This window comes from Rhizobium nepotum 39/7, assembly GCF_000949865.1.
Lineage (GTDB): Bacteria > Pseudomonadota > Alphaproteobacteria > Rhizobiales > Rhizobiaceae > Agrobacterium > Agrobacterium nepotum.
Map to the genome: position 1 here is coordinate 121,357 of NZ_JWJH01000002.1, position 24,935 is coordinate 146,291.

26 protein-coding genes are annotated in these 24,935 nt (G+C 59.9%); 18 read left to right on the top strand and 8 right to left on the bottom strand.

The window, feature by feature from the left end:
* Positions 1 to 90: 90 nt before the first annotated feature.
* The gene (locus RS75_RS02180) at positions 91 to 1,065 is read left to right on the top strand and encodes a YybS family protein (RefSeq protein WP_045016902.1); all 975 of its coding nucleotides are present in this window, start codon (positions 91 to 93) and stop codon (positions 1,063 to 1,065) included.
* Positions 1,066 to 1,079: 14 nt separating this feature from the next.
* Entirely contained in the window at positions 1,080 to 1,655 is a 576-nt protein-coding gene (rplI, locus tag RS75_RS02185) for a 50S ribosomal protein L9 (protein ID WP_045016905.1), read from the top strand.
* A 279-nt stretch (positions 1,656 to 1,934) separates the two neighbouring features.
* Here the strand turns inward: rplI and RS75_RS02190 are convergent, their stop codons facing one another.
* The 3 genes from RS75_RS02190 to RS75_RS02200 are packed head-to-tail and all read right to left on the bottom strand — an operon-like array spanning position 1,935 to position 5,162.
* Positions 1,935 to 3,002, bottom strand: a complete 1,068-nt coding sequence (locus tag RS75_RS02190; protein ID WP_045016907.1) for an HlyD family secretion protein — start codon at positions 3,000 to 3,002, stop codon at positions 1,935 to 1,937.
* A 19-nt stretch (positions 3,003 to 3,021) separates the two neighbouring features.
* Complete coding sequence (locus RS75_RS02195; protein WP_045016909.1) at positions 3,022 to 4,710, bottom strand: MFS transporter; 1,689 nt, start codon at positions 4,708 to 4,710, stop codon at positions 3,022 to 3,024.
* A complete protein-coding gene (locus tag RS75_RS02200) occupies positions 4,707 to 5,162 on the bottom strand; it encodes a MarR family winged helix-turn-helix transcriptional regulator (protein ID WP_045016911.1) in 456 nt (151 codons plus the stop codon). Before RS75_RS02200 ends, RS75_RS02195 begins: the two co-directional genes overlap by 4 nt.
* 324 nt (positions 5,163 to 5,486) lie before the next feature.
* Here RS75_RS02200 and RS75_RS02205 point away from each other — a divergent pair, with 324 nt between their 5' ends.
* Positions 5,487 to 6,983, top strand: coding sequence for a replicative DNA helicase (locus RS75_RS02205; RefSeq protein WP_045016913.1), 1,497 nt, complete (start codon positions 5,487 to 5,489; stop codon positions 6,981 to 6,983).
* Between the two features lie 110 nt (positions 6,984 to 7,093).
* On the opposite strand, the gene RS75_RS02210 is transcribed toward RS75_RS02205, so the two are convergent.
* The 3 genes from RS75_RS02210 to RS75_RS02220 all read right to left on the bottom strand — a co-directional run bounded on the left by RS75_RS02210 (position 7,094) and on the right by RS75_RS02220 (position 9,049).
* Positions 7,094 to 7,396 (bottom strand): AzlD family protein, encoded by a 303-nt coding sequence (locus RS75_RS02210; protein ID WP_045016915.1) that lies wholly within the window; start codon positions 7,394 to 7,396, stop codon positions 7,094 to 7,096.
* The gene (locus RS75_RS02215) at positions 7,393 to 8,097 is read right to left on the bottom strand and encodes an AzlC family ABC transporter permease (RefSeq protein WP_045016917.1); all 705 of its coding nucleotides are present in this window, start codon (positions 8,095 to 8,097) and stop codon (positions 7,393 to 7,395) included. The genes RS75_RS02210 and RS75_RS02215 overlap by 4 nt, the downstream gene beginning before the upstream one ends.
* 94 nt (positions 8,098 to 8,191) lie before the next feature.
* Positions 8,192 to 9,049: an AraC family transcriptional regulator gene (locus tag RS75_RS02220; protein WP_045016919.1), complete on the bottom strand. Its 858-nt coding sequence runs from the start codon at positions 9,047 to 9,049 to the stop codon at positions 8,192 to 8,194.
* A gap of 102 nt (positions 9,050 to 9,151) precedes the next feature.
* Between RS75_RS02220 and alr the strand changes: the two genes are divergently transcribed.
* From alr to RS75_RS02290, 14 genes are all read left to right on the top strand, one after another.
* Positions 9,152 to 10,345, top strand: a complete 1,194-nt coding sequence (gene alr, locus RS75_RS02225) for an alanine racemase (RefSeq protein WP_045016920.1) — start codon at positions 9,152 to 9,154, stop codon at positions 10,343 to 10,345.
* A 165-nt stretch (positions 10,346 to 10,510) separates the two neighbouring features.
* Positions 10,511 to 10,780 (top strand): type II toxin-antitoxin system ParD family antitoxin, encoded by a 270-nt coding sequence (locus RS75_RS02230; protein WP_045016922.1) that lies wholly within the window; start codon positions 10,511 to 10,513, stop codon positions 10,778 to 10,780.
* 13 nt (positions 10,781 to 10,793) lie between these two features.
* Positions 10,794 to 11,087, top strand: coding sequence for a type II toxin-antitoxin system RelE/ParE family toxin (locus tag RS75_RS02235; RefSeq protein WP_045016924.1), 294 nt, complete (start codon positions 10,794 to 10,796; stop codon positions 11,085 to 11,087).
* A 6-nt stretch (positions 11,088 to 11,093) separates the two neighbouring features.
* A complete protein-coding gene (gene radA / locus RS75_RS02240) occupies positions 11,094 to 12,500 on the top strand; it encodes a DNA repair protein RadA (protein ID WP_045016926.1) in 1,407 nt (468 codons plus the stop codon).
* A gap of 89 nt (positions 12,501 to 12,589) precedes the next feature.
* Complete coding sequence (locus RS75_RS02245) at positions 12,590 to 13,177, top strand: CvpA family protein (protein WP_045016928.1); 588 nt, start codon at positions 12,590 to 12,592, stop codon at positions 13,175 to 13,177.
* A gap of 139 nt (positions 13,178 to 13,316) precedes the next feature.
* The gene (gene purF / locus RS75_RS02250; RefSeq protein ID WP_045016943.1) at positions 13,317 to 14,825 is read left to right on the top strand and encodes an amidophosphoribosyltransferase; all 1,509 of its coding nucleotides are present in this window, start codon (positions 13,317 to 13,319) and stop codon (positions 14,823 to 14,825) included.
* A 148-nt stretch (positions 14,826 to 14,973) separates the two neighbouring features.
* A complete protein-coding gene (locus RS75_RS02255) occupies positions 14,974 to 15,714 on the top strand; it encodes an SDR family NAD(P)-dependent oxidoreductase (RefSeq protein ID WP_045016945.1) in 741 nt (246 codons plus the stop codon).
* Between the two features lie 211 nt (positions 15,715 to 15,925).
* On the top strand, positions 15,926 to 17,311 hold the full coding sequence (cysS, locus tag RS75_RS02260; protein ID WP_045016947.1) for a cysteine--tRNA ligase: 1,386 nt from the start codon (positions 15,926 to 15,928) through the stop codon (positions 17,309 to 17,311).
* Positions 17,312 to 17,569: 258 nt separating this feature from the next.
* Positions 17,570 to 17,938, top strand: coding sequence for an endonuclease domain-containing protein (locus RS75_RS02265; RefSeq protein ID WP_045016950.1), 369 nt, complete (start codon positions 17,570 to 17,572; stop codon positions 17,936 to 17,938).
* Positions 17,935 to 18,408 carry a GFA family protein gene (locus RS75_RS02270; protein ID WP_045016952.1) on the top strand — a complete coding sequence of 158 codons (474 nt, stop codon included), beginning with the start codon at positions 17,935 to 17,937 and terminating at the stop codon, positions 18,406 to 18,408. The genes RS75_RS02265 and RS75_RS02270 overlap by 4 nt, the downstream gene beginning before the upstream one ends.
* Positions 18,408 to 18,872, top strand: coding sequence for a GFA family protein (locus RS75_RS02275; protein WP_045016954.1), 465 nt, complete (start codon positions 18,408 to 18,410; stop codon positions 18,870 to 18,872). The genes RS75_RS02270 and RS75_RS02275 overlap by 1 nt, the downstream gene beginning before the upstream one ends.
* Positions 18,869 to 19,354 carry a GFA family protein gene (locus tag RS75_RS02280; protein ID WP_045016957.1) on the top strand — a complete coding sequence of 162 codons (486 nt, stop codon included), beginning with the start codon at positions 18,869 to 18,871 and terminating at the stop codon, positions 19,352 to 19,354. Before RS75_RS02275 ends, RS75_RS02280 begins: the two co-directional genes overlap by 4 nt.
* On the top strand, positions 19,351 to 20,307 hold the full coding sequence (pip, locus tag RS75_RS02285) for a prolyl aminopeptidase (RefSeq protein WP_045016959.1): 957 nt from the start codon (positions 19,351 to 19,353) through the stop codon (positions 20,305 to 20,307). The genes RS75_RS02280 and pip overlap by 4 nt, the downstream gene beginning before the upstream one ends.
* Positions 20,308 to 20,398: 91 nt before the next feature.
* Positions 20,399 to 21,487, top strand: coding sequence for a helix-turn-helix transcriptional regulator (locus RS75_RS02290; RefSeq protein WP_045016960.1), 1,089 nt, complete (start codon positions 20,399 to 20,401; stop codon positions 21,485 to 21,487).
* Here RS75_RS02290 and RS75_RS02295 read toward each other — a convergent pair.
* On the bottom strand, positions 21,468 to 21,725 hold the full coding sequence (locus RS75_RS02295; RefSeq protein WP_045016962.1) for a hypothetical protein: 258 nt from the start codon (positions 21,723 to 21,725) through the stop codon (positions 21,468 to 21,470). The genes RS75_RS02290 and RS75_RS02295 overlap by 20 nt on opposite strands.
* A gap of 375 nt (positions 21,726 to 22,100) precedes the next feature.
* Here RS75_RS02295 and rarD point away from each other — a divergent pair, with 375 nt between their 5' ends.
* Positions 22,101 to 23,009 carry an EamA family transporter RarD gene (rarD, locus tag RS75_RS02300; RefSeq protein ID WP_045016965.1) on the top strand — a complete coding sequence of 303 codons (909 nt, stop codon included), beginning with the start codon at positions 22,101 to 22,103 and terminating at the stop codon, positions 23,007 to 23,009.
* A gap of 6 nt (positions 23,010 to 23,015) precedes the next feature.
* Here the strand turns inward: rarD and RS75_RS02305 are convergent, their stop codons facing one another.
* Entirely contained in the window at positions 23,016 to 24,776 is a 1,761-nt protein-coding gene (locus RS75_RS02305) for a peptidoglycan D,D-transpeptidase FtsI family protein (RefSeq protein ID WP_045016967.1), read from the bottom strand.
* Positions 24,777 to 24,935 lie beyond the last annotated feature (159 nt).

Sequence of the window (24,935 nt, forward strand, 5' to 3'; positions counted from 1 at the left end):
GCGCGGATCGATACCATAAATCCCATGTTGGGGACGACGATCCTGATTGGACCGGTCCTCTAACTGCTCAAGTTCCAGCAGGACAGCGAAGTGCAAAAGTTGAACCAGACAGTGCTGATATCAGGCGTTCTCGCCGGAATATGCGCCGCGTTTCTAACGCTTGGCGCAACGGCACAGTCGTCCTTTTCCTTCCTGCTCTATGCCGCATCGGCCATGCCCATCTTCATCGCCGGCATGGGCTGGGGCAACCGCGCCGCCGTTGTTGCGATCATCACCACCGCCATCATCGGCGCACTCGTCATATCGCCGCTTTTCTCGCTGACCATCGCGATCTTCACGCTGATCCCGGCGGGCTGGCTTTCGCATCTTGCCAATCTGGCGCGCCCGGCCTCCGAACTCGGCGGCCCGGATGATCTGCTCGCCTGGTATCCGCTGTCCGGCATCGCCCTGCATCTTTGCCTTCTGGTTGCGATTGCCGTCGTCATTCTCGGCTGGATGATCGGTTACGGTCCCGATCTCGTCTCCCGCATGGTCGATCTGATGATGACCTCCGTGCAGAGCCGCGAACCGCTGTTCGAGCCTAATGCCGAGGCGCTGGCGCAGACGAAGTCGCTGCTGGTTCTGATGCTGCCGATCGTTCAGGGCGGGCTCTGGGTCATCCTTTTGTTTGCGGCCTATTATTTCGCGACCCGGCTGGTCGGTTCCTTCGGCAAGGGCCTCCGCCCACGCGAAGACATTCCTTCCGCGCTGCGCATGCACCGCAACGCGATCTTCGTTTTCCTCGGCGGCATCGTCGCCATGTTCTTCGGAGGCGTCGCGGCCATGATCGGCGCGGTCGTCTGCGGCACATTCGGCGCAGGCTTCCTGATGGCAGGCTACGCCTCGCTGCACAAACGCGCGCGCGGCAAGGACTGGCGTCTGCCGGTCCTCATCCTCGCCTATCTCTCGGCGGTCTTCGTCTTTCCGCTGCTTATCATTCTCGTATTGGGATTGAGCGACGTGCGCAGCACGATCTCCCTCACCCCGACGCGGAAAACTGACAATACGAACGAAACCAACACATAGAAAGGATCAAGAAGATGGACGTTATTCTTCTCGAACGCATCAACAAGCTCGGCCAGATGGGCGAAACCGTAAAGGTTCGCGACGGTTACGCACGTAACTTCCTGCTGCCGCAGGGCAAGGCGCTGCGCGCCAACGCCGCCAACAAGACCCGTTTCGAAACCGAGCGCGCAACGCTTGAAGCCCGTAACCTCGAGCGCAAGTCGGAAGCCCAGACGGTTGCCGAAGCGCTTGCAGGCAAATCCTTCATCGTCGTCCGTTCGGCTGGCGAAACCGGCCAGCTTTACGGCTCTGTCGCTGCTCGCGACGTCGTCGATATCCTGGCTGCCGAAGGCTTCAACATCGGCCGCAACCAGGTTGAACTGAACACGCCGATCAAGACCATCGGCCTGCACGACGTTACCCTGCACCTGCACGCCGAAGTCGAGCTTCAGGTCGAACTGAACGTTGCCCGTTCTGCCGAAGAAGCTGAACGTCAATCCAAGGGCGAAAGCCTCACCTCGGCCGACGCCATCTACGGCGTTGACGAAGACGCACTGCGTCCGGAAGACTTCTTCGATCCGGAAGCTGACGGCAACGGCGACGACGAATAAGATTTTGGCTTAGCGGCCAGAGGAAAACCCCGGATGGTGACATCCGGGGTTTTTTGGTTTTTGGCGGTGACGTGGAGTATGCCGCGAGATACCCCCCTCTGCCCTGCCGGGCATCTCCCCCTCAAGGGGGGAGATCAGCTAGACGCGCTACCTCAACTTCATTCCCTGACTGTGAGATGGGCGAGACCTCGCCTCGGGTCGATCTCCCCCCTTGAGGGGGAGATGTCCGGCAGGACAGAGGGGGGTGCCTCCCTCGCCGCACGCTCAAGGTACGCGCTGCTACTTCGCCGCCGTCTCCGCCCCCTCGGGCGACGTGCTCTTGTCCACATGTACAACCACCGACATGCCCGGCGACAGATCCGCTGCCAGCGGCTGATCGGCATCGATTGCGATGCGAACGCCGAGACGCTGGGCGATCTTCACGAAGTTGCCGGTCGCATTGTCGGGTTTGATGACGGCGAATTCCGATCCCGTGGCGGGCGAGAACCGCTCGACGCGGCCGTTGAGCTTGCGGCGATGCAGGGCATCCACCGAGATCGTCACCGGCTGGCCGACCTGCATGCCCGCAAGCTGAGTTTCCTTGAAGTTGGCGATGACCCAGACGTCATGCGGCACGACGGCCATCAATTGCGTTCCGGCCGTAACATATTGGCCGGTGCGCACGCCGACTTCACCGAGCCTGCCATCCACCGGCGCGTGAATTTCGGTATTGTCGAGGTCGATTTTTGCGAGTTCGACAGCGGCCTCGGCATTGGCGACGGCGGCTTGCAGGGAGCTGCGGTTGACGATGATCGTCTGCAAATCCTGCCGCGAGACCTCGAGTGCTGCTTTCGCCTGCGACAGCGACGCCCGCGCCTTTTCCAGTCCGGCATGCGCCTCTTCCTGCAGGCTGGAGGTACCGGCACCGCTCCTGATGAGGTTATCCTGACGGTCGGAGGCAAGCTGCGCCTGCTTCAACGATGCCTCGGCGCTATCGACCGCAGCATCGCTGGACCGGATATTGGCGTTGGCGGCGTTTTCCTGCTGACGGGAATTGTCGAGCGCGGCCTTATGGGTGTCGAGCGTGGCTTCCGCCTGCGCCAGTTTCTGGCGGTAGATGCGGTCGTCGATCTTCGCCAGCAACGTGCCTTGGCTGACCTCCTGATAATCCTTGACCGGCACGTCCACGACATAGCCGCTCACCTGCGGGCTCATCGTCGTGACGTAACCCCGCACGAAGGCGTTGTCGGTCATTTCGACGGTGGAGAGGAACGGCGGCAGGCGCCAGGCGTAAAGCACGAGCGCGACACCGGCCAGGCCGCCGAGCAGCACGAGAATGGAAACGGGGGTAAAAAACTTCTTCAGCATTTTATCACTCTTGGAGGGTTCAAGACTGTTGTGCCGGTGCCACATCGACACTGTTCCCCAAAAGGAACGGGCGGATGCGCAGCCATGCAAGGTGGATCAAAAGCGCGATGAGCGCCAGCGCCGAAACAACTGATATCAGCAGGAACGTGTCGTTATAGGCGAGCACATAGGCCTCCTTGCTGACCTGCTGGCCAAGAAGGGAAAGTCCCTCGGCCTTCAGCAGCGCCGGATCGGTGATGACGTGGCTGTAAGCGCCGGAAAGCTGCGACACACGCTGGGCGACAACGGGGTTGGTGAGCAGGATATTCTCCACCAGGATATTGGAGTGGAATTTTTCGCGCAGCGTCACGAAACTGCCAAGCAGCCCGGTCATCAGCATCGATCCGGTGATCTGGGTGAACAGGAAGATGGTGATGAAATTCACCAGATAGGGCGCGCCGCGCGCCAGTGCGGCGGCAAATCCCTTGGCCATCACAGGCGGCAGGAACATGGCGGCGCCAAACGCGATCATCATCTGGCTGAGATACATTTCACTCGGCCGCGTGAGATTGGTGGACTGGCTGTCCATGAACGATCCGGCGGCAATCAGCGTCAGCGCAATCACGTGGGCCGTATCGACGTATTTCGTCAGCATCAGCCATGCGCATGCCGCACCGCCAAGCACCGTCGCCAGAAGCACCAGGGCATAAAGCGTGATCGTCTGGTCGTTCAAAAGGCCAAGCTGCTGGTAAAAGCTCACCGCCGTCGAGGATTGCTCCGAGGAAACCGCACGGTAGATGAGCAAGACCGCTATGACATGCAGGTTGGTTTTCGAGAAAATCCAGCGCAGGTCGAGCAGCGGGTTTTTGCGCGGCAATTCGATGAAGGCCATCAGCGTCAGAAGCGTGATCGATATCGCCAGAAGCACGCCCAGCCACCATGTTTCGAACCACCAGTAGAACCGGCCGAGCGTCAGCATGACCGCGAGGCAGCCAAGACCACCCGCAAGCAGAAGATAGCTCAGAATATCCATGCGCTCGATGACTTTCGCACGCGGCGGCGGCGTGACCTTGAGCACGTAGATCATGGCGAACGAAATCAGCGCAAATCCCACTTCCATGGAATAAAGCGCGTTCCAGCCGCCGATTTCCAGCAAGGAGGGTGAGACGATGCGCGCCAGCGGTGCCGACAGCAAGGTGCCGGTGAGCGCTATGCTGAAACCGAGCGAAAATTTCCGCGCGGGCGGAAAGGCTTCCAGAATATAAAGAAAGCCGAGCGACGAAATCGGCGCGGCAGCCATGCCGCTGACAAAACGAATAACGATCGCCGAATGCAGGTCCGTTACGAACAGGTTGAGACAGGAAGCGACCACGAAGACGATAATCGAAAGTTCGGCAAAGGGCCGCAATCCATATTGCGTTCGCACCTTGAACAGCGCGACGGAAAACGTGGCATAGGGCGCCATATAGGCGGCGGAGAGCCAGGCGACCTCGGCCACCGTGGCGGAAAACTCGCCCTGCAACTGATAGAGATTGGCCATGAGGAGGTTCATGCCCAGCCCTTGAGTGATGAAGAACGACAGGCCCGCGAAGATGAAGCACAGCCGCAGCCATACCGGACGCTCCACCGGTTGCGGCGCGGCGGCAGCGCCGGGTTCCGGCGCGGTCTCGCCAGCGTCGGCATTTTCGGAAACGCCCTGATCGGCTGTTTGCGGGATGACCGTTCTCACGATTGCACCCTCCCGGCCGCGAGGTTTTGCAGATTGGCCGAAAGCCTGCGCATGACATCCAGCGCCATCGCCAGATCCTGCGAGGAAACATCGGCGGCGATTTCCGAACGCAGCGCCTTTGCCACCGCCTGCACCGTCTCGGAGGTTTTCTCCCCTTCCGCCGTCATGTGGATGCGTTTGGCACGGCGGTCGGTCTCATCGGAGCGGCGCTCGATGAGGTTCTGTTTCTCCATGCCATCAAGCACACGCACCAGTGTCGGCGTTTCTATTTCCATTTCCTCGGCGAGTTCCGTCTGGGTCAGCGGCCCGCGCCGCGACAGGGCGAAAAGCGCACGCGCACGCGCAAGCGTCAGACCGCTTTCCCCTACCCGCGCGTCGAAAAATGCGCGCAGCTTGCGGGTGAAGGCGGAAACCTCGTCCAGAAGCTGTTCCTTGTCGGTTTCGCGGGACATATCAGTAAGCCTTATAATTAGCACACTACTTATTTACTGCCTATTTATTCGGAGACCTGACGATTTTCAAGTTTCTTTCATGCCGGGTCTGCCATGCGGTAAACTCATGGCAGCGAATCACATTGCCATGAAATTCCGGGGCCCTCAAACCGGGTCCGTCCCTCACCCGCCTGTGGATTGCTGGGGACAACTGAAGATGTGATCCAGCTTTGCAGAGCGGACGTCAGCCTGCGGTGTAGTGTTGCAACAATATCATTGACTGCCATGCCCCAGAACGCCAAACCCAAGGTTTAAGCACAAAGGCAAAGGGAGATCGCGCAAACCATGAACGACGCTGTGAGAAAGATCACCCCCGCGCAACCGGCGGAACCGCACTATCGCGAGGCCCCGAACAATATCGAGGCGGAACAGGCGCTGCTTGGCGCCATTCTCGTCAACAATGACGCCTATTACCGCGTGTCGGATTTTTTGAAGCCCGTGCACCTCTACGAACCCCTGCACCGCAAGATTTTCGAGGTGGCGGGCGATATCATCCGCATGGGCAAGACCGCCAATCCGGTAACGATCAAGACCTTCCTGCCGGCCGACGACAAGATCGGCGACCTGACGGTGGCGCAATATCTCGCGCGTCTGGCCGCCGAAGCCGTGTCGATCATCAATGCGGAAGATTACGGCCGGGCGATCTACGATCTGGCGCTGCGCCGCGCGCTGATCCAGATCGGCGAAGATGTCGTCAATATCGCCTATGACGCGCCGCTGGACATGCCGCCGCAGACGCAGATCGAAGATACCGAACGCCGCCTGTTCGAACTGGCGGAAACCGGCCGTTACGACGGCGGCTTCCAGTCGTTCAACGATGCGGTGGCGCTGGCCATCGACATGGCGGGTGCTGCCTTCGAGCGTGACGGCAATCTTTCTGGCATTTCCACCGGCATTCATTCGCTCGACGCCCGCATGGGCGGCCTGCAGCGGTCCGACCTTATCGTTCTTGCCGGTCGTCCGGGCATGGGTAAAACCTCGCTTGCCACCAACATCGCCTATAACATCGCGGCGTCCTATGATCAGGAAGTCCAGCCAGATGGTTCGTTCAAGGCGAAGAACGGCGGCGTTGTCGGCTTTTATTCGCTCGAAATGTCGTCCGAACAGCTGGCGACCCGTATCATTTCCGAGCAGACCGAAGTCTCATCCTCGAAAATCCGCCGCGGCGAGATCACCGAGGCCGATTTCGAAAAGCTCGTCGCCTGCTCCCAGATGATGCAGAAAGTGCCGCTCTATATCGACCAGACCGGTGGTATCTCCATCGCCCAGCTTTCCGCCCGCGCCCGCCGCCTGAAGCGCCAGCGTGGCCTCGACGTTCTGGTGGTGGACTATATTCAGCTGATGACCGGGGCTGGCAAAAGCGGCGAAAACCGCGTGCAGGAAATCACCCAGATCACCACGGGCCTCAAAGCGCTGGGCAAGGAACTCAACGTTCCGATCATCGCGCTTTCACAGCTCTCCCGTGCGGTGGAAAGCCGCGAGGACAAGCGTCCCCAGCTCTCCGACCTGCGTGAATCGGGCTCCATCGAGCAGGACGCCGACGTGGTGCTGTTCGTGTTCCGCGAGGAATATTACGTCAAGAACATGGAGCCGCGCGATCCCGCCGACCCGAAATACACCGAATGGGAAACGCATTTCGACCGGGTGAAGGGCACGGCCGACGTCATCATCGCCAAGCAGCGTCACGGACCGACCGGCACGGTGAAGCTCGCCTTCCAGGCCGAATTCACCCGCTTTGCCGATCTGGCCGACCCGTCCTTCAGCCAGTACGAAGAGCATTGATCCGAATTGAACAACGAGGGCGGACCGGCTTCAGCCTGTCGCCCTCGGTATTCTGATGCGCCTTCACAATCGAATGCACAGAGTCTTTTCAAGGCTTTGGCAGGATCGCCTCACAATCCGATTCCGCGCAGCAGCGCCACGGTGACGACGCCGAAGGTTGCGGCCGGCAGGAGGCTGAGGCGGAGTGCAGCAATCGCCGTCACCGCACAGGCGATGGTTTCCGCCAGCCCGCTTGCAAGCGCTGTCGGCGTGACCACGGCCATCAGAACAGCGGGCGGAACTGCGCCGAGCGCTTTTTTCAGACGTGGCGTCAGAGTGAAATGATCGACCAGCAGCAGACCGCCCAGGCGCGTGGCGACGGTTGCCGCCATCATGGCGAGGATCGTGAGCAGCGTGTTTGCATCAAGCGTCATGCCGGCTGCTCCAACTCTTCACCCTGACCGAAGGCGGCAACGGCAAGCCCCGTCAGGGCACCGGCGGCGATATACCAGGCGCCTGGCAACAGCGCATGGGTGAGATAAGCGGCACTGGCACTCGCCAAAAGCACGAGGCCCGTTTCCCTGCCCTTCCAGAACCCCATCAGCAGCACGATGAACACGGCCGGAAATGCAAAATCCAGACCGATGACCGACATGTCTCCCATGACGGAACCGAGCAATGCGCCTGCCAGAGTGGCAAGGTTCCAGACGAGATAAATCGACAGCGCAGCGCCCGTGAAAAAGGCCGCAGTCAGTCTGCTCGTGATGACGCGGAACTCCGACAGCGCCCAGGATTCGTCGGTCAGCAGCAGCATGGCCGCATATTTTCGCCAACCGCTGAAGTCCTCCAGCTTGCCGGCGATGGAGGCGCTCATCAATACATGGCGCAGATTGACCAGCAGTGCGGCGAAACCGAGAGCGCTCCAGCTTGCCGGATGCGTCCACAGATCCATGGCCACGAATTGCGAGCCGCCGGCAAAAACCAGCAGCGACATCAGCGAAGCTTCCAGCGGCGACAGGCCCCTGCCGATGGCGACCGCACCGAACACCACGCCGATCGGCACCATCGCGACCAGCAGCGGGGCGGCGGCCCTCAACCCCGCGCCGAATTCCGCGCGCTTTTCCAAGTGGGACATCGCATTCTCCTTTTCAGAAGAGTGCGATTACGCCCGGCAAACCTCACGGTCTTGAAGGAAAGTGACATTGCACGGCGGAAACGCCAAGTTGGGTTTACGCCACCCGGAATTGCCCCGGCGTGACGCCGGTGCGCGCCTTGAAATGCCGGGTGAAATGCGCCTGATCGGCAAAGCCGCACAGCGCCGCAACCTCGGCCGGCATCTCGCCGGCGCGCAGAAGACGGCGCGCCTGCCGGATGCGTATATCGGTCAGATATGCGTGCGGCGTTATATGAAATTCCTTACGGAAAGCGCGAATGAGGTGGGCGCGGCTGAGGCCGGCTATTGACGCCAGTTCCTCAAGGCCGATATCTGTCTCGTAATTGTCGGAAAGATAGTCCCGGGCGATATGGACCGCCGTTTTCTCGCGGGTTTCGGCGGGCAGGATGATGGCGCTGCCGTGCCTGCCGAACAGTGTGGCGAGAACCGAAAACATGCCCTCATCCGCCTCCAGAGCGCCGGATCCGGTCTCCAGCCGCCGATGCGCCATCTGGAAGGCCGCCGCCATCTGCGGATCGCGCGGCAGAAATCGCGGAAAGGACGGTGTGCCACGGAAAGCTCTACCCGTCACATCCTCGATGATATCGCGCAGAAGCGCCGCATCGGGATAGATCATCCGGTAGCGATAGCCGCCGCCACCGGGCGCGCCGTCGTGAATCTCGCCCGGATTGATGAGATAGAGATGCCCCGGCCCCGTCTGCTCTGTGGTCCCCTGAATGGTGGAAATCTGCGAGCCGCTCTCGATCGCGCCGATCGAAAAGGTGTCATGCGCATGCGGCGAATATTCATGTGTCAGGAACGTCGCGCTCAGACATTCCATGCCACCGAAACGCCGATCGCGCCAGAAACGCGTCGTTTCCGTCGCCGCGACGGGCATGAAATCTAAGGCCTGTTCCTGCGAAACATTGTGCATAGAGCGAGTTTAAATCAATCGGTCATTACCGTCTTGAACAAAAGTGCTAGGCTCCCACCCGGTTCCAAATCAACCGGACGCCAAATCAACCGGACGCATGGCATGACAGACGACTTTGAAGACACATTCCCCGAAAACGAAACTGGCCCCGAAAACGAAATCGATGCTTTCGAACATGCGCCGTTGAGGCTCACCGTCGATCTCGGTGCCTTGGCCGATAATTGGCGGGACATGAAGAAGCGTTCCGGCAATGCGCGGACGGCGGCTGTCGTCAAGGCGGACGCCTATGGGCTTGGCATCGAGGATTGCGGCGCGACGCTCTATCACGCCGGCGCGCGGGATTTCTTCGTGGCGACGGCGGCTGAAGGTGCGACCTTGCGGTCCTATGCCCCGGAAGCGCGCATCTTCGTGCTATCAGGCATCTGGCAGGGCCAGGAACGTCAGGTCTTCGACAATGATCTCGTGCCGGTTCTGGCCTCGGAAGAGCAGCTTTCCTTCTGGATGGCGACAGTTGCCGAGCGCGGCGACCACCCCTGCGCGCTGCATGTGGATACCGGCTTCAACCGGCTCGGCCTGCCGCTCGACGATGCACTATTTCTGGCCGACGACGTGACCCGGCCGGCGAGTTTCGACCCGGTTCTGGTACTGTCGCATCTCGCCTGCGCCGACACGCCGTCTTCGCCCATGAACAAGGTCCAGCTCGAATCATTCCGGAAGGTTGGCGCCGCTTTCGAAGGTATCGAATCAAGCCTTTCGGCCTCGGCCGGGATATTTCTGGGTGCTGACTATCACTTCGACCTCACCCGCCCCGGCATCGCGCTTTATGGCGGCGAGGCTGTCAACGACGTTGCAAATCCGATGCGGCCCGTCGCCAGGGCCGAAGCACGGATCATCCAGATTCGCGAAGCGGGCGAAGGCCAGACCGTCAGCTATGGCGGCACCTTCCTGCTCAAAAGGGCAAGCCGCCTTGCCATCGCTTCCGTCGGTTATGCGGACGGATATCAGCGTTCTCTGTCCGGCTCCGGCATTCCGTTGCGCGAAATGGGCCATGGCGGCGCCTATGGCATCATCAACGGGCACAAGGCGCCGGTGGCCGGCCGCGTGACCATGGACCTCACCATTTTCGATGTGACTGACATACCGGCAAATGCCGTTCGCACCGGCGATTATATCGAGCTTTTCGGCCCTAACGTACCGCTCGACGAGGTAGCGCGGGCGGCCGGCACAATCGGTTACGAGATGCTGACGGGGCTAGGCCTGCGTTATGAGCGGCAATATCTGATGGCTGACGACTAGAATAGGTCAGGCTCATCCTGAGCCAGACCGATTCTAGATTCCTCTATTTTCGTTTGTCTTTCGGGAAAACCGGGTTCCACTTTTCCCTGACAAACTCCGGGCCACGCCGTTGGCCCTTGGAAAGCGGAAGCGACCTGTGCTACAAGAGAACAAAAGGAGATCGAAATGCCCGAAATCCATTTGAGCGAGCAAGATGAAAAGTTCATCGAAGAGCAGGTAGCGGCGGGCGTCTATAGTGATGCGGACGCGGTTATTCATGCGAGCCTGCAATTGCTGAGTAGCGATGAGGGCAAGAGGGCCGCACTTCAGTTGCTGATACAGGAAGGGCTTGACGATGCCGATGCGGGCCGGGTTCATCGCTATGCATCAGGAGAAGAATTCCTCAGCGATATAAAGCGCATTTCCTCACAGCAAAAAATGGGGACTGATCATTAAACTCCGGACCCCTATCTGGACCACGCGGGCAAGGCTCGATGTTGCCGAGGACCATGCCTATATCGAGACTGAAAATCCCGTTGCTGCGGATCGCCTTGTTCTCGATATTTTCTCCAAGATCGAATCGGTAGCGGCACTCGGCCTGTCCGGTGTTTCAAGAAGCGGATATGGAGTGGGATTGCGTAGCATCAGCTATCGTGAGCGTGTGATCTTTTTCCGCATCGATGAGGCTGATCTAACCGTTCTGCGCGTGCTGCACGGCCACCAGGATATTTCCGCCAGCGATTTCAAACAAGAAGAAAACTGACATAACATGGCCAAAGCCAAGACCCAATTCGTGTGCCAGAACTGCGGCACGATACACAACCGCTGGGCGGGAAAATGCGAAGGCTGCGGCGAGTGGAATACCATCGTCGAGGAAGACCCGATGGGCGGCATCGGCTCCGGCCCCGGCAAGACGCCGAAAAAGGGCCGGCCCGTCACGCTCACCTCGCTATCCGGCGAAATAGAGGAAGCGCCGCGTATTCCGACCGGCATCAGCGAACTGGACCGGGCGACCGGCGGCGGCTTCGTGCGTGGTTCGGCGGTTTTGATCGGCGGCGATCCGGGTATCGGCAAATCCACCCTGCTGATGCAGGCAGCGGCAGCCCTTTCGCGGCGGGGTAACCGTGTCATCTACGTATCGGGTGAAGAGGCGGTGGCGCAGGTGCGCCTGCGCGCCCAGCGTCTCGGTGCGGCGGATACCGATGTGCTGCTGGCGGCCGAAACCAATGTCGAGGATATTCTGGCAACGGTTTCCGAGGGCAAGCGACCCGATCTGGTCATCATCGATTCCATCCAGACGCTGTGGAGCGACACGGCCGATTCCGCTCCCGGCACGGTAACGCAGGTGCGCACCGGCGTGCAGGCGATGATCCGCTATGCCAAGCAGACCGGCGCGACCATGGTGCTTGTCGGCCATGTCACCAAGGAAGGCCAGATCGCCGGCCCGCGCGTGGTGGAGCATATGGTAGACGCCGTGCTTTATTTCGAAGGCGATCGCGGCCACCATTACCGCATTCTTCGCACCGTCAAAAACCGCTTCGGGCCGACCGACGAGATCGGCGTGTTCGAAATGTCCGACCGGGGATTGCGCGAGGTCTCCAACCCGTCCGAATTGTTCCTCGGCGAGCGTAACGACAAGTCTCCTGGTGCTGCCGTCTTCGCCGGCATGGAGGGCACCCGCCCCATTCTGGTCGAGGTGCAGGCGCTGGTCGCGGCCACCTCGCTCGGCACGCCGCGCCGCGCGGTGGTCGGTTGGGATAGTTCACGGCTCGCCATGATCCTTGCCGTGCTCGAGGCCCATTGCGGCGTGAAGCTCGGCCAGCACGACGTTTATCTGAACGTCGCCGGCGGATACCGCATTTCCGAACCGGCGGCGGATATGGCGATCGCGTCCGCACTGGTTTCCTCGCTTGCCGGTCTTGCCCTGCCCGCCGATTGCGTCTATTTCGGCGAGATCAGCCTGTCGGGCGCGGTACGGCCCGTCTCCCACACGGCCCAGCGGTTGAAAGAAGCCGAAAAACTCGGCTTCTCCGCCGCACTTCTGCCGTCTGCTTCGGCTGAATTGCCGAAAGCGGGCAAGGGTCGCTGGACGGAAATCGAGAGCCTGCCGGACCTTGTCGCCCGCATCGCAGGCTCCGGCAACCGGTTCAAACAGGTTGAGGACGACGAATATTGATCCTTTCGCCAAGGGAAACAGTGGTGTAAGAGGATCGCACAATTGGCAAGGCAGCGTCTGACAAGGCGTCGCACCTCCGGAGTTGGTATATGCCCATTACAATTTTCGACGGCATCGTCATCGCCGTTGTTCTTTTCTCCGCCATTCTCGCGATGGTACGCGGTTTTTCCCGTGAGATATTGTCGATCGCGAGCTGGGCGGGTTCGGTCGCCGCCGCCTACTATCTTTATCCGATCCTGCTGCCCTATGCGCGCAACTATACCGATGACGACAAGATCGCCATTGCCGGTTCGGCCGGTGTCGTCTTCCTCATCTCCCTCGTCGTCATTTCCTTCATCACCTCGCGCATTGCCGATTTCATCATCGACAGCCGCATCGGTGCGCTGGATCGCACGCTCGGCTTCCTGTTCGGCGCGGCGCGCGGCATTCTGCTGCTGGTCGTCGCAGTCGCCTTCTGGAACTGGCTGGTGGATGTGAAGACGCAGCCGCAATGGGTAACCCAGGCCAAGTCCAAGCCCTTCCTCGACGGGCTGGTGGGTAAGCTGGAGGCGGTCCTACCCGATGATATCGAGCCGCAGATCCGCGCCCGCATTCTCGGAAAACAGCAGGAACCGGCAGCAACCCAGGCGCCTGCGGAAGATGTACCGGCAACAAATCCGCCGGCAACGAATAATTGACACAGTGTCGCGCCTTGCAATGCATGCAAGGCGCGCTATTTGTGCTAAATATCAAGCACGACACAGACAGGCCGACCGGGAGACAAACTCACCGGGGAGGTCTTTCGTTTTTTCTCGTTAGAGAGCAAGGGCAAGCCGGATGATTGAGCCGCTTTCGCATTCCAAGTTCCATGAGGCCACGTTCAATGAAGAGATCGACGGCGACACGCTGCACGAAGAGTGCGGCGTCTTCGGCATTCTCGGCCATGCCGACGCCTCCGCCCTGACCGCTCTCGGCCTGCATGCGCTTCAGCATCGCGGCCAGGAGGCAGCGGGCATCGTCTCCTTCGACGGCAAGCGCTTCCATCAGGAACGGCATATGGGCCTCGTCGGCGATCACTATACCGATCCGGCAACGCTTGCCCGCCTGCCCGGCTCCATCGCGATTGGCCACACCCGTTATTCCACGACAGGCGAAGTGGCGATGCGCAACGTGCAGCCGCTGTTTGCCGAGCTGGAAGAAGGCGGCATTTCGATTGCCCATAACGGCAATTTCACCAATGGCCTGACGCTTCGCCGCCAGATTATCGCCACCGGCGCCATCTGTCAGTCGACATCGGATACCGAAGTCGTGCTGCACCTCATCGCCCGTTCGCGCCACAGCTCCACCGCCGACCGCTTCATCGACGCCATCCGCCAGATGGAAGGCGGTTATTCGATGCTGGCCATGACCCGCACCAAGCTGATTGCAGCCCGCGACCCGATAGGCATCCGCCCGCTGGTCATGGGCGAGCTTGATGGAAAGCCGATCTTCTGCTCGGAGACCTGCGCTCTCGACATCATCGGCGCGAAATTCGTGCGCGACGTTGAAAACGGCGAAGTCATCATCTGCGAAATCCAGCCTGATGGCTCGATCAGCATCGATGCGCGCAAGCCCTCGAAGCCGCAACCGGAGCGTCTCTGCCTGTTCGAATATGTCTATTTCGCCCGTCCCGATTCCGTCGTCGGCGGCCGCAACGTCTATACGACGCGCAAGAACATGGGCATGAACCTTGCCAAGGAAGCGCCGCTCGAAGCCGATGTCGTTGTCCCGGTTCCCGATGGCGGCACGCCGGCAGCCCTCGGTTTTGCGCAGCAAAGCGGTATCCCCTTCGAATACGGCATCATCCGCAACCATTATGTCGGCCGCACCTTCATCGAGCCAACGCAGCAGATCCGCGCTTTCGGCGTCAAGCTCAAGCATTCTGCCAACCGGGCGATGATCGAAGGCAAGCGTGTGGTGCTGGTGGATGATTCCATCGTGCGCGGCACGACCTCGGTGAAAATCGTGCAGATGATCCGCGAAGCGGGTGCAAAGGAAGTGCATATCCGCGTCGCCAGCCCGATGATCTTCCATCCGGATTTCTACGGCATCGACACGCCGGACGCCGACAAGCTTCTGGCTAACCAATTTGCTGACGTCAACGACATGGCGAAATTCATCGGCGCCGATTCGCTGGCCTTCCTGTCCATCGACGGGCTTTACCGCGCCGTCGGCGGCGAGAACCGCAACAATGCGCGCCCGCAATTCACGGACCATTATTTCACTGGCGATTATCCCACCCGCCTTCTCGACCAGAATGGCGAGGCGATGGGCAGCAAGATTTCCATGCTGGCCAGCAACGGCTGACAGTCCGGACGAACAAGCGGCCACCGGCTTCCGGTGGCCGCTTTTTTATTGCGCGCGATTGAGCCTTGCCCGCTGCGGCATTTTGATCGCTTGCGATTGGCGTCAGTCGCTTCATAAAAGAAGCGGAATGAATTTCGGAGGGGGAAACATGACCATCAATCTCAAGGGCCGGATTGCGCTCGTCACCGGCGCTTCGCGCGGCATCGGTTATTTCACGGCGCTGGAACTCGCCAGGGCCGGCGCGCATGTCATCGCCTGCGCCCGCACGGTCGGCGGCCTCGAGGATCTGGATGACGCCATCAAGGCTGTCGGCGGTACGGCGACGCTGGTTCCCTTCGATCTCTCCGACATGAACGCCATCGATGCGCTGGGCGCCAATATCTTCGAGCGCTGGGGCAAGCTCGATATTCTGGTCGCCAATGCCGGCGTTCTCGGCGTCATCTCGCCGGTCGGCCATATCGAGGCGAAGGTCTTCGAAAGGGTCATGACCATCAATGTCACCGCCACATGGCGGCTGATCCGTTCGGTCGAGCCGCTGCTTCTGAAATCGGATGCCGGCCGCGCGCTGATCCTGTCTTCGGGCGTCGCCCATAGCTGTCGTCCCTTCTGGGGTGTCTACTCCACCTCCAAGGCCGCCGTGGAGGCGCTTGCCCGCACCTGGGCTGCGGAGACGCAAAAGACGCCGCTGCGCATCAACAGCATCAATCCCGGCGCGACACGCACGGCGATGCGCGCCCAGGCAATGCCCGGCGAAGACCCGGCGACCGTACCGCACCCTTCCGAGGTTGCCGCTGCCATTCTGCCGCTTGCCTCCCCCGAACTTACCGAAACCGGCAAGCTCTTCGTGGTGCGAGACCGGAAATTCGTGGACTACCGTCTGCCGGAATAAGCTTTTGGCCGACGACCGGTCTGGCGAAGAGAGAAACGCTTGACCGCAAAAGACGGGCGCGCCATAAGGCAAGACATGAAAACAACGATCTGCACCTGCTGCTGAATAAATTTTGCTGGTTTACCACCGGCCAGATCGTTTTCGTCTCCCGCAAAGTCGCAAAGACAAACGTTCCGGCCAGGACAATATTCTGCCTTTAGGGAACTGCCGCATGTCCTTGCGCCTGAAATTTCACAATACACTGACCCGCGAAAAGACGGAATTTGCGCCGATCGACGCTGAAAACGTGCGCATGTATGTCTGCGGCCCGACGGTTTACGATTTCGCGCATATCGGCAATGCGCGCCCGGTCATCGTTTTCGATGTTCTCTACCGGCTGCTGCGCCACGTCTATGGCGAGAGCCATGTGACCTATGCCCGCAACATCACCGATCTCGATGACAAGATCAACGCGCGGGCGCTGCGGGACTATCCGCATCTGCCGCTGAACGACGCCATCCATGCGGTGACCAAAAAGACCGCCGACCAGTTCCATGAGGATGTGGCCGCGCTCGGCTGCCTTCAGCCGACTGTCGAACCGCGCGCCACGGACTATATCGCTGAAATGATCGGGCTCGTCGAGAAGCTCATCGCGCGCGGCCATGCCTATACGGCGGGCGGCGAAGTGCTGTTCGACACCCGCTCGATGGCGGACTACGGCCAGCTTTCCAAACGCCCGCTGGACGAGCAGCAGGCGGGCGCGCGCGTGGCGGTGGAGGCCCACAAGAAAACGCCCGGCGATTTCGTGCTGTGGAAGCTTTCCTCGCAAAACGAACCCGGTTGGGAAAGCCCTTGGGGCCGCGGCCGTCCGGGCTGGCATATCGAATGCTCGGCTATGGCCGGTCGCTACCTCGGCGAAGTGTTCGACATTCACGGCGGCGGGCTCGATCTCATCTTCCCGCACCACGAGAACGAAATCGCGCAATCGCGTTGCGCCCATGGCACGCATGTCATGGCCAATCTGTGGATGCATAACGGCTTCGTACAGGTGGAAGGCCGCAAGATGTCGAAGTCCGAGGGCAACTTCGTGACCATCTACGAATTGCTGCACACGGAAAAATTCGGCGGCCGCCAATGGCCGGGCGAGGTTCTTCGCCTTGCGATGCTGATGACGCATTATCGCGAGCCGATCGATTTTTCGGTGAAGCGTCTGGAAGAGGCTGAACGCCTGCTGGCCAAGTGGCCTGCGGCCGAAACCACCGACGCCGCACCGGACGAAGCCGTGCTTGATGCGCTTGCCGACGACCTGAACACGGTTGCTGCCGTGCAGGCGCTGCACGCGCTGGCGCATGCCGCCAACACCGATCCCACCCGCCTGCCCGCCTTTGCGGCCAGCGCCGCCCTGCTCGGTGTTTTGCCGAAGAAGGCGGAAATGGACGAGGCCATCGTTTCGGCCGTGGATGCCCTGGTGCAGCTGCGCCTTGAAATGCTGAAGGCGAAGAACTTTGCGGAGGCGGATCGTTTGCGCGACGAGCTTTCTGAAAAGGGTATTCAGCTGAAGGATGGCAAGGACAGGGAAACGGGTGAGCGGACGACGACTTGGGAATTGAAGCGGTAGGTCGCCGCTGCGGCTGGAGGCTTACCCCCCTCTGCCCTGCCGGGCATCTCCCCCACAGGTGGGGAGATCAATTGCGGTTATCGCTCGCCCATCTTCAACGCTGAATATGGAGCGGGAGTGTGCTTCCAGTCGATCTCCCCACCTGTGGGGGAGATGCCCGGCAGGGCAGAGGGGGGCCTGACAGTCACCACAATCCGCTTGCGGTTTTGAATTACCTCAACCAATCTGGGGTAAAGCAGCTAAATGGCGGACCCAATCATGCCGCACGCAGACGTAGACCCAATGCATCGCAAGTACGCAAAGCAGATGCGGAAAACGATGACAGATGCCGAGCTAAAACTCTGGAACGCCATTCGCGCTCATCGCCTTGAAGGCTTAAGTTTCCGCAGACAAATGCCGATCGCCGGTTTTATCGTCGATTTCGCTTGTTCGGATCATCGCCTCATTGTCGAGGTCGATGGTTCTCAGCACACATCCGAGGCAGCGTTACAATACGATCGCGAAAGAACTGCTCGGCTGCAGAAAGACGGCTGGACCGTCCTGCGGTTCTGGAATGATGATATTATGAAGGACATCGACAATGTCTGTCTCCACATTCTTCGAACGGGAAAGGAGAGCCAAGCATGACGACTTACACAGGCGGATGCCAGTGCGGCGCGATCCGCTTCCGCGCAAGCGGCGATCTCAAAGACAGTTCGATCTGCCATTGCCGCATGTGCCAGAAAGCTTTCGGCGCCTATTATGCGCCGCTGGTTTCGGTGCGCGAGGTCGAATTTGAATGGACGCGTGGCGAGCCGAAACGGTTTCAGTCCTCCAGCGTCGTCAAACGCGGTTTTTGCGCCGAATGCGGCACGCCGCTGACCTATGAGGCGCCGGATGGCATCGCGGTTGCCGCCGGTGCTTTCGACGACCCCGCTGCCCTGCCGCCCACCATTCAGTGGGGGGTGGAACGCAAGATCGATTTCGTCGACAGCATCCACACGCTGCCAGCGGTCCCCACGGAAGATGATCTGACTTCGGTCAGCTATCTCACGGATCTGGTTTCCTACCAGCATCCCGACCACGACACCAAGACTTGGCCACCGGAGAACAGATAATGAGCGAAATGGGCTTTTCGGGCGGCTGCCAATGCGGCGCCGTGCGTTTCCACGCGGGCAAGATCGGCCGGCCTTCCATTTGCCATTGCCGTATGTGCCAGAAACATTTCGGCAATTTCTTCGGCGCGCTGGTGACCGCCGATCAGGCGCATCTGACCTGGACGCGCGGCCAGCCTTCCCTCTTCCGCTCGTCCAAAAAAATCCATCGCGGCTTCTGCAACAAATGCGGCACGCCGCTGACCTATCATTATCCTGGTGGCGTGGAGATCGCCATCGGCGCATTCGATGAACCCACGCTGATCGAGCCGCAGGTGCAGGTCAATATCCACAAGCGCATGCCGTGGATCGAGCAGCTGTTTACCAAACCGGCAATTGAACAGAGCGTCGATGAGGCTGATATCACCTCCTACCAGCACCCGGACCACGACACGGCCGAATGGCCACCGGAAGACGAGCGCGCATGAGCGCGACCGAAAACTTCAGTGGTGGATGCCAATGCGGCGCGGTTCGTTACCGGATCGATGGCGGCCTGCGTTATCCGCATGTGTGCCATTGCCGCATGTGCCAGAAGGCATCGGGCAATTATTTCATGCCGCTTGCCGCAAGCAGCCGTGCGCAGTTTGAATTGACCCGTGGCGAGGTTTCGTGGTTCCAGTCGTCCGATCAGGTGCGCCGTGGCTTTTGCGGACGGTGCGGCACACCGCTTTTCTACGATCTGCCGGATGCCGATTTCATCAACATCACCCTTGGTTCGCTGGACGAGCCGGAGCGAGTAATACCCGACGCGCAGTCCAACCTCGTAGACAAGATGCACTGGTTCGCGGACCTCGACGGCTTGCCGGTCGAGCCGGAGCCTGCGTCGGATGAGAACCGAGTGCCGGTGAACAACCGTCAGCACCCGGACCACGACACGGCCGAATGGCCACCGAAGGAAAGTGAGATATGAGGCAAGAATTGCGCAGCTATTATCCCGAGATTGAACCCTTCGAGAGCGGTATGCTCGATGTCGGCGACGGGCACACGATCTATTGGGAACGGGTTGGCACACGCGGTGCAAAACCGGCGGTTTTTCTGCATGGCGGCCCGGGCGGCGGGGTGAACCCCACACATCGGCGCGTCTTCGATCCCGCACTTTACGACGTCATCCTGTTCGATCAGCGCGGCTGCGGCCTCTCCACGCCGCATGCGGAACTTGAAGCCAACACCACCTGGCATCTTGTCTCCGACATCGAAAAACTGCGCAGGCTCTGCGGCTTCGAAAAATGGCTGGTTTTCGGCGGTTCCTGGGGTTCCACTCTGGCGCTCGCCTATGCCGAGACGCATCCGGACCGCATCAGCGAACTGGTCCTGCGCGGTATCTACACCGTTACCAAGCCGGAACTGGACTGGTATTACCAGTTCGGCGTCTCGGAAATGTATCCCGATCGCTGGGAAAACTTCATCGCGCCCATTCCGGAAGCGGAACGCGGCGCGATGATGCAGGCCTATAACCGCTACCTCACCGGCACGGACAAGGCGAAGAAGCTCGAATGCGCCAAGGCATGGAGCCAGTGGGAAGGCGCAACCATCGCTCTCGTTACCGATCCCGATCGCGTCGAGGATTTCGGCGAGGACAAATATGCCATCGCGTTTGCGCGGATCGAGAACCACTTCTTCGTCAATGGCTGCTGGCTGGAAGAAGGGCAATTGCTGCGCGATGCCGGCAAGCTCAGCGATATTCCTGGTGTCATCGTGCATGGGCGTTATGACATGCCATGCCCGCTGAAATATGCCTGGCAGCTTGCCAAGGCGTGGCCGAAGGCGGATTTCCATATTGTCGAGGCGGCCGGACACGCGTTGAGCGAACCCGGCATTCTCGATCGGCTGATCCGCGCAACCGATGGCTTTGCCGGAAAATAGCCCGTTCAGATCGACCGGATTTACCGGTCGTTGGCAAACATCCCGTATCCTGTGTTGACCTTTGTAAAAGCAGCGCATTCCGGGGCATGGCGTGACCGATATCAATAAGACACTCGACCTTATATACGAAGCAGCATTCCTGCCGGACAAATGGCAGGAAGTGCTGGATATCATGGCTCACGGCGCGTCTGCCCACGGTACGGCACTATTCAGTACCAGCACGACGACAGCGCGATCGATCGCCTCGGACTCTCTTGCCGATCTCACCCAGAAAATGGTGGATGAAGGCTGGCTCAACCGGAACTCGCGCGCCGCCAAGCTGCTGACAATCGAGCATGAGGGCTTCATTGACGAAGCTGATCATTTCAGCGAGCAAGACTACAATTCGCAGCCTATTTTTACGCAGGTCATGCAGCCTCTCGGTTACGGCTTCGGAACCTCCACCTTCATTACATCGCCAAGCGGGGACCGAATGATCTTCGCGGTGGAGAAAAAGGCGGCGACAGGGCCCGTCACCGCCGAGGCCATCGCATATCTCGATCGCCTTCGTCCGCATCTCGCAAGGGCGGCGACGATGGCCAGCAGACTGGAATTCGAACGGGTCAGGGCCGCCGTAGAGGCTTTGCAGATAGCCGGCCTTCCTGCCGCCGTTCTTCGCGCCGATGGCGTGGCGATTGCCGTGAACCATCTCCTGGAGCAAATGTCGCCGCGTATCATGACGGCTGCCTTCGGGCGAATTCGGTTTCTTCACACGCCTGCCAACGCCTTTCTGACTAGCCTGCTCGAGCAACGACGCATGGCACAAAGCGGCGCAAGCGGTTCTTTTCCGCTGCCGACGATGGAAGATCACGCTCCTGCCGTCGTCCACGTGATGCCCGTGGAGGGTGGCGCGCGCGATATCTTCACCAATGCGGCATTGTTTATGATCGTCACCCCCATCGACCGCCAACGCGTGCCTTCGGCGGAAGTCATCAAGGGCCTTTTCGATCTCACGCCGGCGGAAGCAAAAGTGGCGCGTGAATTGGCAACAGGCAGCGACGTTGCTTCGGTGGCACACCAGCTATCGGTTGGCAGAGAGACTGTGAGGTCGCACGTGAAGGCGATCCTCTCCAAAACAGGAATGTCGCGTCAGGCGGACTTCGTAGCTGCGATTGCGAGCATCAGAACCATCGAAAAATGATCGACCGGCACCAGTTGGAAAATCCTGTTCTCGCAAGATAGCTATAAAGCACCCAGATCAGCACCAGAATGATGGCGGCGGGCCAGAGAATGCATAGAACAAAACCAAACAACCCGGCAAACGTCACCGCTTTTCCGCTCCGTTTTTGTTCAAGAAGTGTTTCAAAAGCAAAAAACAATGCCACGAGCGTATAGCCGACAGCACCGGAGATTTTTGCCGAAATTTCAAAGTCGAACATGGAGTTTTCATCTTCCTGCCTGGAACTGCGGCAGAAATTGCACAACCATGCAGCTTCTTCGTCCCCAATTCGGGGGACATACGGGAAACAAAATTCAAATTACGATTGCATGCTGGAGGAGCGACGTACCTGCTTTCAGTGGCAACGACAACAGCGAGGCCAAGAGTAGAGCAGCCTTGCTCGGGGACACGAAGTGTCCGGACGTGGTCATATGAAATTATCAACATCCGCCATTTTTTGCGAAAACGGTCTGTTTCAAGAGCAACGCGCCTCTTATCCGTGCAGTTTTTCTCATGAACGCTTCACGGAAATGAATTGGCCGCCGCCACGCCGATCCGCTATGAAGGGCCATCCCTAATAATTGGCGGTACTCCCATGGCACTCGATAAAACGCTTCCGGCCCAAGAGGGCGGCGATAGCGCGCGCGGTTTTGCTTTCGCGCTTTCCGCATATCTGCTGTGGGGGTTCCTTCCCTTCTACATGAAGGCGGTCGCGCATATTTCGCCGATCGAGGTCATCGTACATCGCGTGATCTGGTCGGTACCGATCGCCGCTGCGGTGTTGATCGCGATCGGGCGGACAGCGGAAATCAGAACGGCGCTGAAAAATCCGAAAATGCTCGCGATGGCGAGCCTCACGGCCGCTCTTATCAGTATTAATTGGGGCGTCTATATCTGGTCGATCGGCGCGGGCCGCGCGCTCGATGCGGCACTGGGCTATTTCATCAATCCGCTGTTCAGCATCTTCCTCGGTGCTGTACTTTTGAAGGAAAAACTCTATCCCGCACAGATCGCCGCCATCGTTCTGGTGGCGCTCGCGGTCGCGATCCTCACCTGGCATGCGGGCAGCCTGCCGTGGGTTTCCATTGCACTCACCGTGTCCTGGGGCTTCTACGCCTTCTTCCGCAAGACGTTGCCTATCGGCGCCACACAGGGCTTTCTGCTTGAAGTCATGCTTCTCTCCGTTCCCGCCGTGCTGGTGATGGCATGGCTGGGCTTCAGTGGACAGGCGCATTTCATGGCAGGCAACACGACTGACACCTGGCTTCTGGTCGCAAGTGGCCTCATCACCGCCGTTCCGCTCATTCTTTACGGCAACGGCGCAAAACTTTTGCGGCTGTCGACCATCGGCATCATGCAATATATCGCGCCGACGATGATCTTCCTGATCGCCATCTTCATTTTCAAGGAGCCCTTCGACATGGTGCGGATGGCGGCGTTTGCGATGATCTGGGTGGCGCTGGCGATCTATACTGGCTCAAGCCTGCTGCGGCTCAAGCGATAACAACCGTCAATAATCGACCAGTAATTGCGGTGTCGCGTCATAACCGAAACGTGGTTTGACGCCGAGAAGGGCGGCCGTCTGGGCGATGATTTCGCGGGTCATGGGTGCTGCGGTCGAGGCCGCCGTGCGCCCTCCGTTCACGCCGGTCCTCGGGGCGTCGATCATCGTCAGCACGACATATTTCGGCTTGTGCATCGGAAAACCGGCAACGAAGGCGTTGAAATTGATATCCTTGGCATAACGGCCATTGATGACCTTGTCGGCGGTGCCGGTCTTGCCGCCCACATGAAATCCCTCCACCTGCGCGCCCCGGCCGGACCCCTTGATGCCGTTCCAGTTGAAGAGATAGCGCATATCCGCACTCGTCTTCCCGTTGATGACGCCGCGGGAAAGCCCCACCGCGTCCTCTCTGGAGCGCGGCAGGAAGGTCGGCGAAATCAGGTTGCCGCCATTGATGAGCGCTGCAGCCGCCACCGCCGTCTGCAACGGGGTGGTGGCGACGCCGTGGCCGAAGGAGATGGTGACGGAATTGATCTTCTTCCATGTGCGCGGCTGGGTGGGCGTGGCAACGCCCGGCATTTCCGTGTCCATTCTGGAGAGAAGCCCCAGTTTCGTCAGGAACTGCTGATGGCCTTCGATCCCGACCTTGTCGGCGACTGCCGCCGTGCCGATATTCGATGAATATTGAAACACTTCCGGGATTGAAAGCGGGCGGTTCCTGCCCCTGAAATCCTTGATGGTGAAGCCGCCCATGCGGATGGGCCGCGAGGCATCGACCACCGAACCTAGCGTGATCGCACCGGCATCCAGCCCCATGGCGAGCGTGAAGCTCTTGAAGGTGGAGCCCATCTCGAAGGTGGCGTTGCTCATGCGGTTGAACCAGCCTTTTTCATACTCCCTGTCGATGCTGCCATCGGCAAGGGTGCGGGAAGGTTCGTTCGGATCGTAATCGGGCACCGATGCCATGGCCAGCACCTCGCCCGTCTCCACATCCAGTATCACCGAACCGGCCGCTTCCGCCTGATAGGCGCTTTTCGCCTTCAAGACGACCTCGCGGACGATGTTCTGCACCCGCAGATCGATCGACAGTCTCACCGGCTCCAGCGGGGCGCCGCTGGCGAGGCCCACGGCGCGCAGATCGGCCAGCCCCTGCTGGTCGAGATAACGCTCCATGCCGGCAAGGCCCTGATTGTCGACATTGACGTGGCCGATGATATGCGAGGCGGTGGGGCCACCCGGATAAAAGCGCCGTTTTTCCGGCCGGAAACCGACGCCGGGTATGCCGAGGTCGAGGATATCCGCCTGCTGGCGCGGCGTCAGCTGACGCCGCAACCATTGAAAACCGGTATCCGAACGCAATCTGCGGTGCGTTTCGCGCCAGTCGAGATTGGGGATGACGGTTGCGAGCTTCTCAACAACTTCATCCGCGTCCACGATCCTGCGCGGATCCGCATAAAGCGACACCATGTTGAGATCGGTCGCGAGCAGCGTGCCGTTGCGGTCGACAATATCGGGTCTGGAAGCGACTGCGATGGAGCCGGTGTTGACCCATGCGGTCGCGATGGGTTCGGCAAGGCCGTATTGGACGAGACGTGCCGCGACGACGCCAAAGATGACGGCGAAGCCCGCAATCAGGAGCCCGAGCCTCTTTTTCGCCTCGACCCGACGGCGGGCGGCGGAACCGAGGACTGCGCCCCTGCCCTCAAACGGGCTTCTCTGAATAATAAAATGCGCCCGGCTTTTCAGCCGCACCACAAAAGCAATCATTCCGGAATGAACCCCGATCTCATGGCAGCGAAATCAAATTCCGCAATCAGCCAACACCTTGTTGACGCTGGCACAGGATCGGGCGTGGAGCCATGAAAAGCGCGGGCGAGGCGACGCCGCAGTCAAATCTCTATTAATATACACTTAAAATTGTAACGA